Below are 15840 nucleotides of genomic sequence, written 5' to 3'. Positions count from 1 at the left end.
TTTCGAAGTTCTTGACCAGTTTTCCGATCCTCACCGTCCCTCGCGGGACAGCTTGGTTAGTATATCGCTTTTTTCTCCTTTTGTCAACACTTTTCTCCATCTTTTTTGCTTTTCTTTTTCCAGGGGCAAAAAAGGAGAGGCAGGGCCTGCGTCCCGCCTCTCCTTTTATAGAGAAAGAGGATGTTATTTCTCCTCTTCGTGCTCACAATCGCAGCCACAATCGCCGCAGTCGCACTCGTCCTCGCCGAAATCAAATTCCAGCTCTTCGCCGCAGGCCGGGCACTTGATGCCGCCCTGATCCAGCAGGGATTCGTCCAGATAGATTTCCTCAGCGCAGGTAGGGCAGACTACGCTGTAAATATCATCATCGTCGTCTTCCTCATCCTCCAGCTCGTCCTCATCGGCATAGATATCCTCTTCCAGATCGGTGAGCTCCTCGCCCACAGCATCCAGCTCTTCGTTGATGACATCCAGCTCTTCGTCCATATCGGAGACCGTCATGGCCAGATCGTCCAGGGTATCGATGATGGCGTTAAACAGTTTGCCCTCGTCGGAATCCTTTTTCAGGTTCAGGCCTTCCATCAGACCCTTCAGATAGGCTGTTTTTTCTGTCAGTGTCATAATAACCACCCATTTCTCCGGCAGCCGCGCATGGTTTTGAGACTCTCCCCTGGGCGGCCGCCGGCTCTGCGGAAGGGAAAGCTCATAAAATGGAATTATTCCTTGGATCTCTCCAGATATTCGCCAGTTCTGGTATCGATGCGGATCTTCTCACCGTTGTCGATAAACAGCGGCACTTTGACCACGGCACCGGTTTCCAGAGTGGCGGGCTTGGTTGTGTTGGTGGCGGTATCGCCCTTGAAGCCAGGATCGGTCTCGGTGATGACCAGGTCCACAAAAAGAGGAGGCTCCACGCCGAAGACATTGCCCTTGTAGGACAGCACCTTGACGATCATGTTCTCCTTGACAAACTTGAAGTTGTCGCCCAGCTTGTCGGCGTTGATGGGCATCTGATCATAGGTCTCAGTGTCCATGAAGTAATACAGATCGCCGTCGTTGTAGAGATACTGCATATCCCGGCGCTCCACGAAGGCCTGCTCAAACTTATCGGTGGGGCTGAAGGTACGCTCCACCACGGCCCCGGTGATCACATTCTTGCACTTTGTACGGACAAAAGCGGCACCTTTGCCGGGCTTTACATGCTGGAATTCCACAACCTGCAGAACCTGCCCGTCCAATTCAAAAGTTGCGCCATTTCTAAAATCGCCTGCTGAAATCATTCGTGCTCCTCCATTGTATCAATATTTTAACAGAGACATTCTATCCTACTATGCCGGATTTTGCAAGCATTTCAATGTAAATGCTGTGGTTTTTTCATAACTTTCTCAAAAGAACTTTCTTTTCCCATAGAAAAAGCTACAAAATCAGAAGTTCCTTGGGGGCGTTGGTGAGATTTTTGGGACCGTCGGGGCTGAGCCAGATCATATCTTCAATGCGTACGCCAAATTTCCCCGGCAGATAAATGCCCGGCTCCACCGTGAGCACATTGCCGCACTCCAGCTTGGCCGTTCCATTCAGGCTGGCCCGGGGATCTTCATGGATCTCCAGGCCCACGCTATGACCCAATCCATGCTGGAAATACTCCCCATATCCTTCTTTGCTGATGATATCCAGAGCCAACTGATGGATATCCCCGCCGATGCACCCGGCTTTCATCTCCTGGCAGCAGGCAACATTGGCCCGCAGCACCGTGTCATACACCTGGCGCATTTCTTCGCTGACCTCTCCCACTGCCACAGTACGGGTCATGTCGGAGTGATAGCCTTTGTAGAGGGCCCCAAAGTCAAAAGTGATGAAATCTCCCTTCTGCACCTGCCGTTCTCCCGGAACGCCGTGAGGCATAGAGGAATTGGGACCGCTGACGGCGATGATATCAAAGCTCATCCCCTCGGCGCCATGGCAGAGCATCCGATAATTCAGCTCTGCTGCAAGCTGCTTTTCCGTCACGCCCGGGCGGATCATGGGCAGCAGCTCCTCAAAGGCAGCCTCGGCCATCCGCTGGGCGATGACAATGCACTCCACTTCCCCTTCTTCCTTCACCTGGCGCACTTCTTCCAGCCGTCCGCCCAGAGGAGTCAGACGGCAGGGCAAAGCCTGCTCATACTGATGATAGGCCGACACCGACATCCGCCGGTCCTCATACCCCAGGGTCTTTACCTGGTGCTTTTTCAGCAAAGCGGCCAGAGGGGTCATATAATCCCCGCCTGTCACCATCTGCACCTGATACCCCTGGGGCGCCGCCGCTTTCTCCGCCGCTTCAATGTAACGGAAGTCGGTGAAGAAATACCCATCCCCCTGCTCTGTGACCAGGCAGGCCCCGGCGCTGGAAGGAAAGGTAGTGGCGTACTGCCGGTTGACCGGCGATGTGATGAGCACCGCTTCCACCGGCATCTTTTTCACCATTGCTGCGATTTTTTCCAATCTTGTCTGTTCCATATATCATTCCTCACTTTCCCGTAATGATATCCCCGTAATGATATCCTTGATTTCAAACATTCTACCATTCTACGCCCGTATGGCCGGTTCTTCTCCCCGGGCCCGGGCCTGATAGATCTGCTGCATCAGAAGCGCATCTTCCGCCTGGGTCCCTGCCGATTCACAGATCACCCGAGGATGCAGATCCAGAGCCAGAAGCGCCTGAACGCAATCGTCGAACCAGGGTCCATATTCCGTATCCTCAAAAGTCAGGTGCCGCACCTCTCCCCCTTTGCCATATTCAATGTGGCTGAAATGGACATGGAAGTGGCGCATCCGATCCTTCCCCAGCTGGGAGATCAAATATTCCAGCAGTTTCACATGATCTTCTGCACATCGGAGGCTTCCCTGCTCCCGGGCGTTCAAATGCCCGAAATCAATACAGGGCAGCAGCCGTTCATCCATCTGACAGATGGCCGCCACTTCCTTCAGTGTACCCATCACATTCTGCTTGCCCATGGTCTCCACACACAGGGTAACATCGCCGCAACCTTCTTGCTCCATCCGCCGGAGAATCTCCCGGAGGCCTGTAAGAGTGTTTTGCAGCGCCTCTTCCCGGGTCAGCTTGGAAAGGCCGCCGCAGTGGACCACCACCCGGTCGGCTCCCAGCCAATGAGCCGCCTGGCAGCTTTGCAGAATGTAACCCACATTCTTTTCCCGCCGCTCTGCTTCCCCGCTGGACAAATTGATAAAATAAGGAGAATGCACCGACATCCCAATACCAGCTTCCTGGGCACTCTGTCCGATGGCCCGCCCGGTTTCCTCTCCCAGGTTCACGCCCCGGCCGCACTGGTACTCCAGAAGCTGCAGGCCCATTTCCTTCAGCCACCCCGGTGCAGCCGTGGATGATTTATACTTTTGGCGGAAGGAATCACTGTTTCCCGCCGGACCAAATCTGATCATATTTTCCTCTTTTCTCCCCGGTATCTTTCCCATTTCCTCCGCATAAAAATACGCCAAGGGAAGTCTCGTCCCCATCCACCGGGATGCTTTTCGCAAATGTTTTCTTCATAAGGATAGTATCACATTTTATGGGCAAATAACAAGGGGGAAGCTATTTTATGTTGACACAAACGCCCGTTTACATCGTGGCGGCCGGAGAGGATCTTTCCCCTGCGGCCGCCTTGTCCATGCCCTGTCTCCACCTGGCCTACACCCTGGGAGAGCAAGGCCGGCTGCGCCGGGACGGACCGGACTCCCAGAGCCTCGGCGGCCTGCTGGGTTTTTACGACAAAGGGCTCACGCCGCCCCTTTCTCTGGATGCAGGCCGCCTGATCCGGCAGATCCGGGAAGAATGTTCCCGCCGCCGTTTTTCCGGCGTGGTTTTGGATGCCCAAGGCCCGGCCGCAGAGGAACTGGTTTCCTCCCTCTCTCCCCTTCTGGATCAATGGAACATTCCCTATTATGTGCCCATAAAGCTGGCCTCCCTGGCGCCCAATGCCTGTTATCTTCTGCCTTCCACTCTCTATGAAGGAAGCTTCGATGATATGCTGGAGCAATACTGCCGCCGGTATCCGGTTCACCGTCTGGCCCTGGATGTGGTACGGCAATGCCGCCGCTTTTCCATGCCGACCCGGGATCATCAGGGAGAGTCACTGTCCGCCCAGATGTTTTTCCGTCTCCAGCGGGAATATGAGCCGGTGAGCTTTTTCTCTCAGGAACTATGTGCCCGCTATTTTACCTACCGCCAGGGCCAGGAAACCTATTTTGTGCTGTATGACGACCCCTCCACCGTATCTTCCAAACTGAACCGGGCCCGACGGATGGGGTTGGGAGCTGCCTTTGTGCTCTACCGGGACTTTGGCCCGTTGTGCCGCACCTTCTTGGCTCCTTCTCCGGACGCCTTCTTATAATACAAATAACTTATCTGGCTAGAGGGAACTGTTTGTCCTACCCCTATCAATCCGCAAAAAGCCGCGACCTGTGCGTGGCTTTTTGCACTTCTCAAGGGCGGGGCGCCCCGCTGGCCCGGTGGCCGGACGGCCATACTTTCTTTGCCTTTCTGCATCGGACCTGCCCAGCGCGGGAGCGCAGTATGGGAGCGGAGGCACTCCGCCAGCCCCTTGCAAAAACTCGAAAAAGTGGCCTAAGCCACTTTTTCGACACGCTCCAAATGCCCCGCCTTATAAAGGGCGGGGCATTTGTTGCGGTATGTTAGCAGCAGCAGTTGTTGCCGCAGTCCGGCATATTGTTCCCATAGCAGCCGTTGCAGCAGCCGCCTTGGCACGAACCGTAATAATGTACCCAGATGATGACGATGGCGATGATCACCACGATCCAGAAAGTCTCGCAGCCGTCGAAGAAGAACCCTCTGCCATTGTTGCCGCATCCGCAGTTACAGTTGTTGTTGCAACCCATAAAAAGTTACCTCCCAAAAAGAATTCTCACTCCAGAGTATTTCGAAGCCCCTTGAAATGTTCCGGCTTTTTGGTCTCGCGCTGTTTTTGTCTGCCGTTCATCTCTCAGCCGCTTCACAATACCATTCTATGCCCGCCTCTCCGGTTGGCTACTGGTCTCCTTGTCCTTTTTTCTCTTTGGGAAAAGAAAAAACAGGGCCTGCCATAAGGCAAACCCTGTTTTGAAATTGGCTGATGGGATAACACAAAAACTTAGTCGATCTTCACCAGTTCGTATTCCTTAGTGCCAATACCCAGCTTTTCCGCGTGATCCAGGCAGCTCTTCCAGTTGGTGGTGGGATGCACATCGGTAAAGTGGTCATGATGATCCTGATGATCATGCTCATGGAGCCGGTCGTCCAGCAGGCTGCCGGGGATCACCGGTGCAGCGTTGCAGGCGTCGGCGCAGGCCTGATCCAGAGCCACCGGATCAAAGGAAGCAAACATACCCACATCGGGGATGATGGCGGTGTCGTTCTCGCCATGGCAATCGCAATAGGGAGAAACCTGGTTGACGATGCTGATATGGAAGCAGGGGCGTCCATCCACCACGGCCTTGGCATACTCGGCCATCTTGCAGTTCAGATCGTCCAGAGCGCTGCCATTGGTGTTGGAAATGGCGTCATAATTGCAGGCGCCGATGCAGCGACCGCAGCCCACGCAGTTGTCGTGGTTGATATGGGCCTTGTGATTCTCATCAAATGTAATGGCGCTGTTGGCGCAGTTTTTGGCGCAGGTATGGCAGCCACGGCACAGTTCAGGGTCCACAGAGGGCTTGCCGTCCCGGTGCATAGCCATCTTACCGGCCCGGGAGCCGCAGCCCATGCCGATGTTCTTCAGAGCGCCGCCGAAACCGGTCATCTCATGGCCCTTGAAGTGGGTGAGGGAAATGAACACATCGGCGTCCATGATGGCCCGGCCGATGTAGGCCGTCTTGCAGTACTCGCCGCCGTTGACAGGTACTTCGATGTCGTCGGTACCCTTCAGGCCGTCGGCAATGATCACATGGCAGCCGGTGGAGAAGGGAGTATAGCCGTTTTCATAAGCGGCATCGATATGATCCAGAGCGTTTTTCCGCTGGCCCACATAAAGGGTGTTGCAGTCGGTGAGGAAGGGCTTGCCGCCCAGCTCTTTAACGGTATCCGCCACCACTTTGCTGAAATTGGGGCGCAAGAAAGACAGGTTGCCCGGCTCACCGAAATGGATCTTGATGGCGGCAAACTTGCCGTCAAAATCGATCTGGTTCATGCCGGCGGCATACATCAGCTTTTTCAGCTTCATCAGAAGATTGGTGCCAGGAAGGGCACGCATGTCCGTAAAATAAACCTTTGCTTTTTCCACTGTACTTCACCTTTTCCTTTGCTCACACAGATGTCCCTTTCGCCGTCCCTGCCCGGAACAGCGGAACGAAAGGGCTTTTTTCCAGTATATCACGGTTGGATTTTCTCCGCAACAAACAGACTGGAGAGTTTTTTTATCATACAACCTGGAGCGTGCTCCAAGTCAAGCTCTTTTCCCATTTTTATCTGGGCTGGGTGAGAACCCGTCCCACGGCGCTGTTCCAGCCCTCCAGATTCTTGCGTCTGCACTCCGCTTTCATGGCGGCATGGTAAACCTGATCGATGGGCTTGTGCCGTTTGATCTCCGCCATGCTCTTCCACGCTCCGGTGGCCAGACCGGCCAGGTAGGCCGCGCCCAAAGCGGTGGTTTCGGTGTTCTTGGGACGGATCACATCGATATCGGAAATATCTGCCTGGAACTGCATCAAAAAGCCGTTGCGGCTGGCTCCGCCATCCACCCGCAGCTCCCGCAAAGGCAGGCCGCTGTCCTGTGCGGTGGCCTGCAGCACATCATTGGACTGGTAGGCAATGGCCTCCAGCGCTGCCCGGATGATATGGTTCCGGCTGGTGCCCCGGGTCAGGCCTAAAATAGCGCCCCGGGCATACATATCCCAATAGGGGGCTCCCAGACCGGTGAAAGCGGGAACGAAATAGACGCCGCCATTGTCCGGTGTTTTGGAGGCAAAATACTCGCTGTCGGGCGCTTCCACAATAAAACGCATCTCATCCCGCAGCCACTGAACCACGCTGCCGCCTGCAAAAACGCTGCCCTCCAGAGCATAAGTCACCTGGCCATTCAGACCGCAGGCAATGGTAGTCACCAGGCCGCTTTGACTGCGGGCGATTTTTTTGCCAGTGTTCATCAGCAAAAAGCATCCGGTGCCATAGGTGTTTTTGCAATCTCCTTCTTCAAAACAGGCCTGACCGAACAGAGCGGCCTGCTGATCTCCGGCAATGCCCGCCACCGGCACCATACAATCCCCCAGCCGGGCCATGCCGAATACCCCGCTGCTGTCACATACTTCCGGCAGGATCTCCCGGGGAATGTCCAGGATGTTCAGCAGCTCTTCGTCCCACTCCAGAGTGTGGATATTGTACAGCATGGTACGGGAGGCGTTGGTATAGTCGGTTTTATGTACCGCGCCCCCGGTAAGCTTCCACAAAAGCCAGGTGTCCACGGTGCCGAACAGCAGTCTCCCCTCCTGGGCCAGACGGCGGGCCGAGGGCACATTGTCCAGCACCCAGCGGATCTTGGTGGCGGAAAAATAGCCGTCAATCAAAAGACCGGTTTTGTCCCGTACCGTGTCTTCCAATCCCTCTTCTTTCAGCGTACGGCAGAAATCCGCCGTACGGCGGCACTGCCACACAATGGCGTTGTACACCGGCTGTCCGGTCTCCTTGTCCCACAAGATGGTGGTTTCCCGCTGATTGGTGATGCCGATGGCCTCCACCTGCTCCGGCCGGATATTCCCCTGGGCCATAGCCTCACTCATGATGCCGGAAATGGTGGCATAGATCTCCATGGGGTCCTGCTCCACCCATCCAGCCTGGGGATAGAATTGGGTGGTCTCCTTCTGGGCCATGGCCACGATGCGCTCCTCCCTGTCAAACACAATGCAGCGAGAGCTGGTGGTACCCTGGTCCAGTGCGATGATATACTTTTCCATATCCTGCTCCTTTTCCGTTGGACATTCTTTTTTCATCATCTTACCACAGCCTGGGAAAGGGTGCAACGCCCCTCTCTGCGGTGCAGCTCATCGCACAAGGCCGTCACCGGGAGGCAGAGCAGAAACCACAAAAAAGTAAAGGGCAAACAGATCTGCCCCATCACATTTCCCGGCAAACAGGAATAATCCCACACACCCCATCCCAGCCGCCAGTTGATCAGACACCCAGCCAAAAATTCCACCCCGGTGATCACCGTGCTGCCGGCCACGGACTTTTCCCACCGGCTGCGCCCTGTCATCTTTCCGCACAGATCATAGAGCAAAGAAAAGCAAAGACCGCCGGCCGCCGCCATTGTCCAATGAGTGCGTTTTCTCCACCCTATTTCCAGCAAACTATACCCCACGCCTCCCACAAGAAACAAACGGCCCCGCTTTCTAAGTCCTCTCATAGTCGCCCTCCTTTTTTCCTAGTATCTCCCGGAAAGGGCCAAACACAGATGGAGGATTTTCCCGGCGGGTTTCCAAAATTCACAATTTATTCACCGAGCTTTTCGGGGAATATTCCGGGAAATATGCTATAATAGCGCAAGATAAAAAACTCCCGGCCTTTGCTGTGCAAGGCCGGTCCTTGCTGTAATAGAAAAATTGTGACATAAAAGGAGCATCTGGACTCTCATGAATCTGTTGTTTTTTCTGACGCCCAAGGGCAAGGTTGCTTACATCTACGATGATTTCACCCTGCGTCAGACGCTGGAAAAAATGGAGTATCACCGCTATTCCGCCGTCCCCATCCTGACCCGGGAGGGAAAATATGTAGGCACCATCACCGAAGGCGATCTGCTGTGGGCCATCAAAAACCGCTATTCTCTCAACTTCAAAGAAGCGGAAAACACACCCATCCTGGAGATCCCCCGGCGCATGGACAATCTGCCTGTGAGCGCCGATACCGAAATCGAAGATCTGATCATCAAGGCCCTCAACCAGAACTTTGTCCCCGTCACCGACGACCGGGGCATCTTCATCGGCCTAATCACCCGAAAGGACATCATGCGCTATTTTGCCCAGACCATGCACAATCTCCCTGTGCGGGCCAATGCCGGTGTGGAGCAATAGCAATTTCTCAAACAAAAAAGGACGGCCCAAGCCGTCCTTTTTATTTGCCATATCATTACTACTGGTTTCCGCCGCAGCCGCCGGCGCAGGCGCATCGTCCCACATCATAGCAGCCCGTTTGGGAAAACTGCTCTGTGCCTGCCTGGCAGGCCTTCTCATAATAGCGGATCTTCTTTTCGATGTGCTCCAGCTCTCCCTCCATCTGGGCGATCTTCTGCTGCACATGGCATTTGTGATCCAGCAGCACCTGCAAACGCTGCTGCAATGTGCCGTCCCCTTTTTGGCAAAGGCTGATGAACTTTCCGATATCATTCACCGGCATGCCGGTGTTTTTCAAACAGCGGATGATCTCCAGCAAGTGGATATCTTCCTGGGAATAATCCCGGTTTCCGGCGCTGTCTCGGGCCACCGGCGGCAAAACCTGCTGCCGCTCATAATACCGCAGAGTGTACGGGGAAAAACCCGTGATCCGCGCCGTCTCTTGTATGGAATACATCAGCCTTCCTCCTGCTCTTCTGCACTTTAAAACAGGCCCCGGCACACAGCCGGGGCCTATTTCTGCGCTGTGTTATTCTTCCTCGTCGTCCTCATTCTCCTGAGGGGTGGTCCAATCTACTTGCAGTTTCAGCTTTTCAATGCGGCGTTCCCGGATCTCCAGAATGGAGAAGGTCAGATTCCCCAGCTGCACGGTACGCCGGTCATTTTCCTTCGGAATCGTCCCGATCTCATCCATCAGCAAACCAGACACGGTATCGTGGTTTTCGCTTTCGATCTCTGTGCCCAGCTCGTCGTTCAGATCGTCGATGGTGACAAGGCCTTCCAGAATATAAGTGCTGTTATCAATCTTGATGATCCGGGGTTCGTCGTCATCCCCCTGGTCTTCGATGGGGCCCATGACTTCTTCCGCCAGATCCTCCATGGTGACAATACCGGAAAAGCCGCCGTATTCATCGATGAGCACCGCGATATACTGCTTGGCCCGCTGCATATCCTGGAACAGCTCGTCGATATTCCGGGTCTCCGGAACAAAATAAGGACGGTGGAGCAGCTTTTTCACATCCACATTCTCAAAGCCCACCTTCCGGGCTTCCAGCAGGAAATCCTTGATATAGAGCACGCCCACAATGTTGTCGATATCCTCATCGTACACCGGCACACGGGAGTGACGGGTCTCCAGCATTTCGTCCAGATAGCTCTCCAAAGGTTCGTTGATGTCCACCGCATACACATCGGTGCGGGAAGTCATCACTTCGCTGGCCAGTTTATCATCGAACTCAAAGATGGATTCGATCATATCCTGTTCCGCTTCGTTAAAGACGCCATGCTCCTTGCCGCTTTCGATCATGGAGCGGATCTCTTCCTCGCTCACCTTTTCTTCCAGCTGTTCATGGTGCATCCCGGTGATGCGGAGCACCAGATTGGTGGAAAGGCTGAGCAATTTCACAAAGGGAGAGGCGATCACCGACACCACACCCACCGGGCCTACCACAAACATACTGATGCTTTCGGCCTTCTGCAATGCGATGCGCTTGGGCACCAGTTCGCCGAATACCAGTGTGATAAAGGCCAGGATCACGGTGACCCCCACAAAGGAGATCTGATTGCCATAGGGGATGCCGCGGCGCTGGAGATAAGCTCCCAGCACTTCGGAAATACCGGTGGCCGCCGAGGCACTGGAGAAGAATCCCGCCAGGGTGATGGCCACCTGAATGGTGGATAGAAAGCGTGTGGGCTCCTGAATCAGCTTTTGCACCATTTTGGCTTTTTTGCTACCCTCATCAGCCAAAATACCGATTTTGGTTTTGTTCACCGAGACGATGGCCATCTCCGCACAAGCGAAAAAGGCGTTCACCATCGTCAAAAGGGCCAGCAGCAAAAGCTGTGTCCCAATAGGGCCAGGGTCCGGGTCCATGTTGTGTTCCTCCAAAAAATAATAATATTAGTCTGTTTGCCCCGCCGTGTATCCGGCGGCGAAACATACCATTTTTAATCTACCATATCCTTGCCGGTTCGTCAAATACTCCCCATCTGCATTTTCCATCTTCCGGATTCTTCCTTACAGAGCCTGCGGGCGCAGGATGGTGGAAATCCCCTGGGGCACCACCAGAATCTTAGCCTGAGGCTCCCCCAGCATCTCCTGGGCCAGACGCAGTCCTTCCTCCAGAGAGTGGGCCGGTGTCATATGCAGATCCCGCACCATCTCATCGGGAGCCTGACTGACCAAAACCACACGGCATTTCATCAGCACCCGGGCAAAGACCTGGGATTGCCACTGATCGGCCTGGGTCTTATCCTGCGGCGTGGCCAGGATAGTATCCATGATGACCTTGGGATCTTTTCCTTCCCGGAAGGTGCGCCAGAACACTTCTCCGCCGTTGCCATCCTCGCACCGGGCGGCAATGACGATGACGCCGCCTTTCCGGCAGGCCACTTCCGCGGTGGACATCCCCTTCACCGCCTGATAGATGTTCTGATCCAGAGGATAGCCATTGTTGCTGGTGACCACGATATCGGCCTCAGGCGCTTCCTTCTGGCAAAGAGAGGCCAAAAATTCCGTACCGGCCCGATGAGCCTCATCAAAATCTCCGGCAAAGGCCCCGATCACCTGGCCCTTTCCGCCCAGCACCACATTGACAATATAGGCCAGCCCCGCCTTGCGGGCTGCCCACACCATATCCCGATGAATGGGGTTTCCTTCCAAAATCCCCGCCCGGGCATGAGGATCGTCAATAAATTGAGAGCAGTGATTGGCGTATACCGTCTCCCTGGCCGCAATGCCGGGAAGCACGCTTTTGCGCCCTCCGGAAAAACCGGCAAAGAAGTGGGGTTCGATAAACCCTTCGGCCACCAGCAGATCGGCCTCCACCGCTGCTTTGTTGATTCGCAGCCGTCCGCCGGAGGGCAAAATTCCCAGATCCACCATATCCTCTTCCGCCGCACAATCGTGAATCAGAATATGCTCTTTTTCGGCCATCTCCGCCCCCAGCTTGTTCACAAGCTCCTGCCGGGTAGTGCCCCGATGGCATCCGGTGGCGATGAGCAGCGTGATCTCGGCCTGGGGATTGCCTCGGCGGATGGCCCCCAGCATGGGCGGCAAAATCAATTTGCTGGGCACGGGGCGGGTGTGGTCGCTGCACAGAACCACCACTTTCTTTTTCCCCTTGGCCAGCTCCTCCAGCCGGGATGTGCCTATGGGATTCTCCATGGCCTGGCACAGAAGTTCTTTCGGACTCTTCTCCGCCTCATATTCCTCCAGCTGGCTCTGCACAATCCCCAAAAGCTGACTTTCCTCCACCTGAGCCGAAATCTCTCCCGTCCCATAGGGCAGGCTGATCGTCTTTTTCATGGCAAATTCTCCCTTTTTTCCTGCGATATCCTACGACAAAGGCCCCGGAAACCTTCCGGGGCCTCAGACTGTCGAAAAACCTCTATAACGAAAAGGGGCGTCCACCCTACCCCTATCAATCCGCAAAAAGCCGCGACCTGTGCGTGGCTTTTTGCACTTCTCAAGGGGCAAGTGTGCGCCAAAGGCGTGCATACAGCCCCTTGCAAAAACTCGAAAAAGTGGCCTAAGCCACTTTTTCGACACGCTCAGGCCCCGGAAACCTTCCGGGGCCTCTTGATCCCTGTTTTCCCGGCACACGCTGCCGGAAAAGGCCCCTATCCCTTGGGTTGATTCTCCGCCAGATCAAAACGGAGTTCTTCCGGAAGGTGGGACTGATCGTTTACATATTCTGTCTTGGGCAGTTGCCCGGGTGCAAACGCAAATTTGCTCACTGCGGTATTCCCCACAATGAAAGAGCGCATCTGAATTTCCTCATAGGGCAGGCCGGACAAGGCGGCCAGATACACCTGGATGGTAAAGCCGTGAGAAACCACGGCCACGGTGCCCTGGGGATTGTCCGCTACGATCTGCTTTATGGCCGAGGTGATCCGGTCATAGACCTGGCGGGTACTCTCCCCGCCGGGAGCCTGAAACCAAGCAGTATTCTCCTCCAGATCCTGCACGGCCTGTGGAAACAGCTGACGGCACTCCTGCCCGGTATGGCCTTCCATCTCCCCCAAGTCGATCTCATTGAGAAGGGGCATGACCTGCACTTCCAGCCCACGGCCTTTGGCCAGAGCCTCACCGGTCTGCCGGGCCCGCTGCAAAGCGGAAACATAAATTTTGTCCAGATGCACCTTTTCAAAGCGCCGGGCCAAAAGAGCAGCCTGAGAAAGCCCTCTTTCATTGAGAGGCACATCCATACTGCCCTGGAACACACCGGCCAGATTGCTGTTGGTGGTGCCGTGGCGAATCAAATACAAAGTCGTCATAAATCAACGATTCACCCTACGCCTTACAGGCGGGAGTTACCAAAGCCAAAGACGGCCAGCGTCCCCGGTCCGGAATGGTTGCCGATAATGGGGGTCAGGAAGCGGATGTCCACCCCTTTGGGGTTCATCTGCTCCTTCACCAGGCGGGCCAGCTCATCGGCATCCTCCCGGCAGTCAGCATGGCAAATATAGATGATCTGATCCTGAGGATTTGTCACATGCTCCTTGGCCAGCCGGGCCAGCTCGGCGATGGCCTGACGGCGGCCCCGCACCTTGCTCAGCGGCTCCAGTTTTCCCTCATCACTCACATACAGCACCGGTTTGATGCCCATGAGTGTGCCCAGGAATGCACTGGAACGGGACAACCGGCCGCCCCGGTACAGATGGTTCAGATCATCCACGGTGAAGAAATGGCAGATGGTCTTTTTCAGCCGGGGCAGCGCCTCATCCACCAGCTCATCCAGGCTCATGCCCTGCTGCTGCAAGCGAGCCGCTTCCATAACGATCATACCCTGGCCGATACCAGCGGCTGCCGTATCAAAGGAAATCACCCGTCGGCCGGGGTATTTCTCCATCAACTCCTGAGCCACCATGAGGGATGTATTGAATGTGCCGCTGAGCTTGGAAGAAAAACCGATATAGATCACATCCAGCCCTTGCTGAAGAGCCTGCTCATAGGCATTGGTAAAGGTGGGGATATCCACCTGGGTGGTGGTGGGCATCAACCCGCCCCGCAGCCGCTGGTAAAATTCTTTGTGAGGCACCGTTTTGCCGAAATCGTCCTTGATTTCCTTGCCGTCAATGACGATGCCGTGCTCCAGCCAGCCCACATTGTTTTCTGTCATCCACTCCGGCGTCAGGTCGGTGGTGGTATCGGTAAAGATCTTATAAGTCAATTCCATTTCCGTTCTCTCCTCTCTCCCGCCGGTCTTTTCCAGTGTTTCACCGGCGTGGGGATGTGTCTTTTTGATAAAATACTTTTTTATTTTACCACACAGAGCTTCATATGTCGAGTTTCATATAACCTTCCTTGACCCAGCCGATCCGGCGCAGCAGCCGGTCCACCAGCAAAGCCGTAAGGGCAGGAAGGACAAAATGGACCAGCGCAATGAGCAAAAAGGTTTTTGTGGAGTAACCCATCACGGCCAGCGCGCCAAACTGCCCCACCAGACCGCTGGTGCCCATACCGGCGCCGGAAGCGTTGTTGGTCATGCCCAGCAAGGCGGCGCTGATGGCGCCGCACAGGCCGCTGGCCACTGTGGGAGCAATCCAGATCTGCGGATGGCGCATGATGTTGGGCACCTGGAGCATGGAAGTGCCCAGACCCTGGCTCAGAAGGCCGCCCACTCCGTTTTCCCGCAGGGAAATGACGGCGAAGCCGATCATCTGGGCGCAGCATCCCGCGGCGGCCGCACCGGCCGCCAGGCCGCTGAGATCCATCATGATACACAAAGCCGCCGAACTGATGGGCAAAGTGAGCACCATGCCCACCACAATCCCCACGATGATCCCCATGGGCAGCGGCTGCAAGGTGGTGGCTTCATTCACCAGATTGCCCAGCCAATACATAAAGCTCTGCACATGCGGACCCACAAAGCCGCCGGCCAGGCCGCCAGTGACAATGGTGACAAAGGGGGTGATGATGATATCCACCGGTGTTTTCTTGGACAGAAGCTGTCCCAGTTCGGCGCCCACCACGGCGGCGATGAATGCGCCCACCGGTCCGCCATTGCCTCCCCCGGCCGCATAGCCGATGGCGCCGCAGGAAGCCGCCGAAAAGATCACCAGCGGATCGGCCTTCAACCCATAGGCAATAGCCACACCGATGGCCGCACCGATCACCGGGGATTTGGCTCCCAGTACTTCGGTCACCGGCGCCAAAAAGGAAAAAGGGGAAAACTGAGCCAGCTGAGAAATGATCAGTCCGATGATCAGGGAAGAAAACAGTCCCAAAGCCATGGAGCCCATGGCATCCACAAAATACCTTTTGAAAATACGCCCCAAAATCGAATCGTTCTTCTGTCCAGCCATCATGCTGCCGCCTTTCTTTTCTCGTTCTTCTCGGCCCGATCCCTTTGCCGGGATAGGCCTTTTTATCATACCATATCTTCCCGGGAATGCAAGGCAAGGCGGCTTTTCTTCCCTGATTTGTGTGTAGGTTTGTCAAACATATTGGACAGTGAACTCAGCGGGAGACATCCAGCGGAGGGGTCTCATGGGCAAGTTATTAGAGCGGCGGTTGTGGACAGCAAGCTGCTTTGCAAAGTCATCCAAGGAATAGAACGAGTGGCAAGAGTAGAAGCGTTTCTGATCCTCGCGGTGGCTGCGCTCGACCTTTCCGTTGTGGCGCGGTGTGTAAGGACGGATCAGTTTATGTCGGATATTCAGTTCGGCGGCTGTTTTTTCAAATAGCGTCGGCAGCTCGCGCTTACTGTTGGAGAAGCGGTTGGTAAACTCAAAGCCGTTATCCGT

Annotated in this window: 17 protein-coding genes; 2 read left to right on the top strand and 15 right to left on the bottom strand. The window is 55.2% G+C overall.

The genetic code is table 11. The features are described from left to right. Window positions 1–183: 183 nt before the first annotated feature. The 4 genes from KQI26_RS14240 to KQI26_RS14225 form a co-directional block, all read right to left on the bottom strand. Window positions 184–621 (bottom strand): CD1247 N-terminal domain-containing protein, encoded by a 438-nt coding sequence (locus tag KQI26_RS14240; RefSeq protein ID WP_216504926.1) that lies wholly within the window; start codon window positions 619–621, stop codon window positions 184–186. Window positions 622–716: 95 nt separating this feature from the next. Further along, complete coding sequence (efp, locus tag KQI26_RS14235; protein WP_118427912.1) at window positions 717–1280, bottom strand: elongation factor P; 564 nt, start codon at window positions 1278–1280, stop codon at window positions 717–719. 136 nt (window positions 1281–1416) lie between these two features. Then, window positions 1417–2496: a Xaa-Pro peptidase family protein gene (locus KQI26_RS14230; protein WP_216504925.1), complete on the bottom strand. Its 1080-nt coding sequence runs from the start codon at window positions 2494–2496 to the stop codon at window positions 1417–1419. Between the two features lie 69 nt (window positions 2497–2565). Continuing rightward, a complete protein-coding gene (locus tag KQI26_RS14225) occupies window positions 2566–3438 on the bottom strand; it encodes a TIM barrel protein (protein ID WP_216504924.1) in 873 nt (290 codons plus the stop codon). A 158-nt stretch (window positions 3439–3596) separates the two neighbouring features. Here KQI26_RS14225 and KQI26_RS14220 point away from each other — a divergent pair, with 158 nt between their 5' ends. Further along, window positions 3597–4388 (top strand): hypothetical protein, encoded by a 792-nt coding sequence (locus tag KQI26_RS14220; protein ID WP_216504923.1) that lies wholly within the window; start codon window positions 3597–3599, stop codon window positions 4386–4388. A 301-nt stretch (window positions 4389–4689) separates the two neighbouring features. Here the strand turns inward: KQI26_RS14220 and KQI26_RS14215 are convergent, their stop codons facing one another. The 4 genes from KQI26_RS14215 to KQI26_RS14200 form a co-directional block, all read right to left on the bottom strand. Beyond that, window positions 4690–4893, bottom strand: a complete 204-nt coding sequence (locus tag KQI26_RS14215; protein WP_118748176.1) for a hypothetical protein — start codon at window positions 4891–4893, stop codon at window positions 4690–4692. Between the two features lie 251 nt (window positions 4894–5144). Further along, on the bottom strand, window positions 5145–6272 hold the full coding sequence (locus KQI26_RS14210) for a DUF362 domain-containing protein (protein ID WP_216504922.1): 1128 nt from the start codon (window positions 6270–6272) through the stop codon (window positions 5145–5147). 181 nt (window positions 6273–6453) lie between these two features. After that, window positions 6454–7938, bottom strand: coding sequence for a glycerol kinase GlpK (gene glpK, locus KQI26_RS14205; protein ID WP_216504928.1), 1485 nt, complete (start codon window positions 7936–7938; stop codon window positions 6454–6456). A gap of 35 nt (window positions 7939–7973) precedes the next feature. Beyond that, window positions 7974–8387 carry a putative ABC transporter permease gene (locus tag KQI26_RS14200; protein WP_216504921.1) on the bottom strand — a complete coding sequence of 138 codons (414 nt, stop codon included), beginning with the start codon at window positions 8385–8387 and terminating at the stop codon, window positions 7974–7976. 226 nt (window positions 8388–8613) lie between these two features. Between KQI26_RS14200 and KQI26_RS14195 the strand changes: the two genes are divergently transcribed. Next, window positions 8614–9051: a CBS domain-containing protein gene (locus tag KQI26_RS14195; RefSeq protein ID WP_118427904.1), complete on the top strand. Its 438-nt coding sequence runs from the start codon at window positions 8614–8616 to the stop codon at window positions 9049–9051. Window positions 9052–9109: 58 nt separating this feature from the next. Here KQI26_RS14195 and KQI26_RS14190 read toward each other — a convergent pair whose 3' ends face one another. The 7 genes from KQI26_RS14190 to KQI26_RS14160 all read right to left on the bottom strand — a co-directional run. Continuing rightward, complete coding sequence (locus KQI26_RS14190) at window positions 9110–9547, bottom strand: MerR family transcriptional regulator (RefSeq protein WP_118748173.1); 438 nt, start codon at window positions 9545–9547, stop codon at window positions 9110–9112. A gap of 72 nt (window positions 9548–9619) precedes the next feature. Next, window positions 9620–10963, bottom strand: coding sequence for a hemolysin family protein (locus KQI26_RS14185; protein WP_216504920.1), 1344 nt, complete (start codon window positions 10961–10963; stop codon window positions 9620–9622). Window positions 10964–11107: 144 nt separating this feature from the next. Continuing rightward, window positions 11108–12397 (bottom strand): nickel-dependent lactate racemase, encoded by a 1290-nt coding sequence (gene larA, locus KQI26_RS14180; protein ID WP_216504919.1) that lies wholly within the window; start codon window positions 12395–12397, stop codon window positions 11108–11110. 314 nt (window positions 12398–12711) lie between these two features. After that, complete coding sequence (locus KQI26_RS14175; protein WP_216504918.1) at window positions 12712–13368, bottom strand: histidine phosphatase family protein; 657 nt, start codon at window positions 13366–13368, stop codon at window positions 12712–12714. A 23-nt stretch (window positions 13369–13391) separates the two neighbouring features. Beyond that, on the bottom strand, window positions 13392–14270 hold the full coding sequence (locus KQI26_RS14170) for a DegV family protein (protein WP_216504917.1): 879 nt from the start codon (window positions 14268–14270) through the stop codon (window positions 13392–13394). A 100-nt stretch (window positions 14271–14370) separates the two neighbouring features. Further along, complete coding sequence (locus tag KQI26_RS14165) at window positions 14371–15468, bottom strand: PTS transporter subunit IIC (protein ID WP_371744197.1); 1098 nt, start codon at window positions 15466–15468, stop codon at window positions 14371–14373. A gap of 63 nt (window positions 15469–15531) precedes the next feature. After that, window positions 15532–15840 (bottom strand): integrase core domain-containing protein (locus KQI26_RS14160; protein ID WP_216502616.1); only part of this gene is annotated, 309 nt, incomplete at its 5' end.

The sequence above is a fragment of the Intestinimonas sp. MSJ-38 genome (assembly GCF_018917925.1).
Classification (GTDB): domain Bacteria; phylum Bacillota; class Clostridia; order Oscillospirales; family Butyricicoccaceae; genus Pseudobutyricicoccus.
The sequence above is the reverse complement of the archived record's forward strand: the minus strand, read 5'-3'. Positions and strand labels throughout refer to the sequence as shown.

Excerpts from the sequence above, each read along its gene's own strand:
- KQI26_RS14175 (WP_216504918.1), bottom strand. The coding sequence starts at position 13,368 with ATGACGACTTTGTATTTGATTCGCCACGGCACCACCAACAGCAATCTG.
- KQI26_RS14170 (WP_216504917.1), bottom strand. The coding sequence starts at position 14,270 with ATGGAATTGACTTATAAGATCTTTACCGATACCACCACCGACCTGACG.
- KQI26_RS14195 (WP_118427904.1), top strand. The coding sequence starts at position 8,614 with ATGAATCTGTTGTTTTTTCTGACGCCCAAGGGCAAGGTTGCTTACATC.
- KQI26_RS14200 (WP_216504921.1), bottom strand. The coding sequence starts at position 8,387 with ATGAGAGGACTTAGAAAGCGGGGCCGTTTGTTTCTTGTGGGAGGCGTG.
- KQI26_RS14185 (WP_216504920.1), bottom strand. The coding sequence starts at position 10,963 with ATGGACCCGGACCCTGGCCCTATTGGGACACAGCTTTTGCTGCTGGCC.
- KQI26_RS14240 (WP_216504926.1), bottom strand. The coding sequence starts at position 621 with ATGACACTGACAGAAAAAACAGCCTATCTGAAGGGTCTGATGGAAGGC.
- KQI26_RS14230 (WP_216504925.1), bottom strand. The coding sequence starts at position 2,496 with ATGGAACAGACAAGATTGGAAAAAATCGCAGCAATGGTGAAAAAGATG.
- KQI26_RS14220 (WP_216504923.1), top strand. The coding sequence starts at position 3,597 with ATGTTGACACAAACGCCCGTTTACATCGTGGCGGCCGGAGAGGATCTT.
- KQI26_RS14215 (WP_118748176.1), bottom strand. The coding sequence starts at position 4,893 with ATGGGTTGCAACAACAACTGTAACTGCGGATGCGGCAACAATGGCAGA.
- larA (WP_216504919.1), bottom strand. The coding sequence starts at position 12,397 with ATGAAAAAGACGATCAGCCTGCCCTATGGGACGGGAGAGATTTCGGCT.
- KQI26_RS14190 (WP_118748173.1), bottom strand. The coding sequence starts at position 9,547 with ATGTATTCCATACAAGAGACGGCGCGGATCACGGGTTTTTCCCCGTAC.
- KQI26_RS14165 (WP_371744197.1), bottom strand. The coding sequence starts at position 15,468 with ATGATAAAAAGGCCTATCCCGGCAAAGGGATCGGGCCGAGAAGAACGA.
- glpK (WP_216504928.1), bottom strand. The coding sequence starts at position 7,938 with ATGGAAAAGTATATCATCGCACTGGACCAGGGTACCACCAGCTCTCGC.
- KQI26_RS14225 (WP_216504924.1), bottom strand. The coding sequence starts at position 3,438 with ATGATCAGATTTGGTCCGGCGGGAAACAGTGATTCCTTCCGCCAAAAG.
- efp (WP_118427912.1), bottom strand. The coding sequence starts at position 1,280 with ATGATTTCAGCAGGCGATTTTAGAAATGGCGCAACTTTTGAATTGGAC.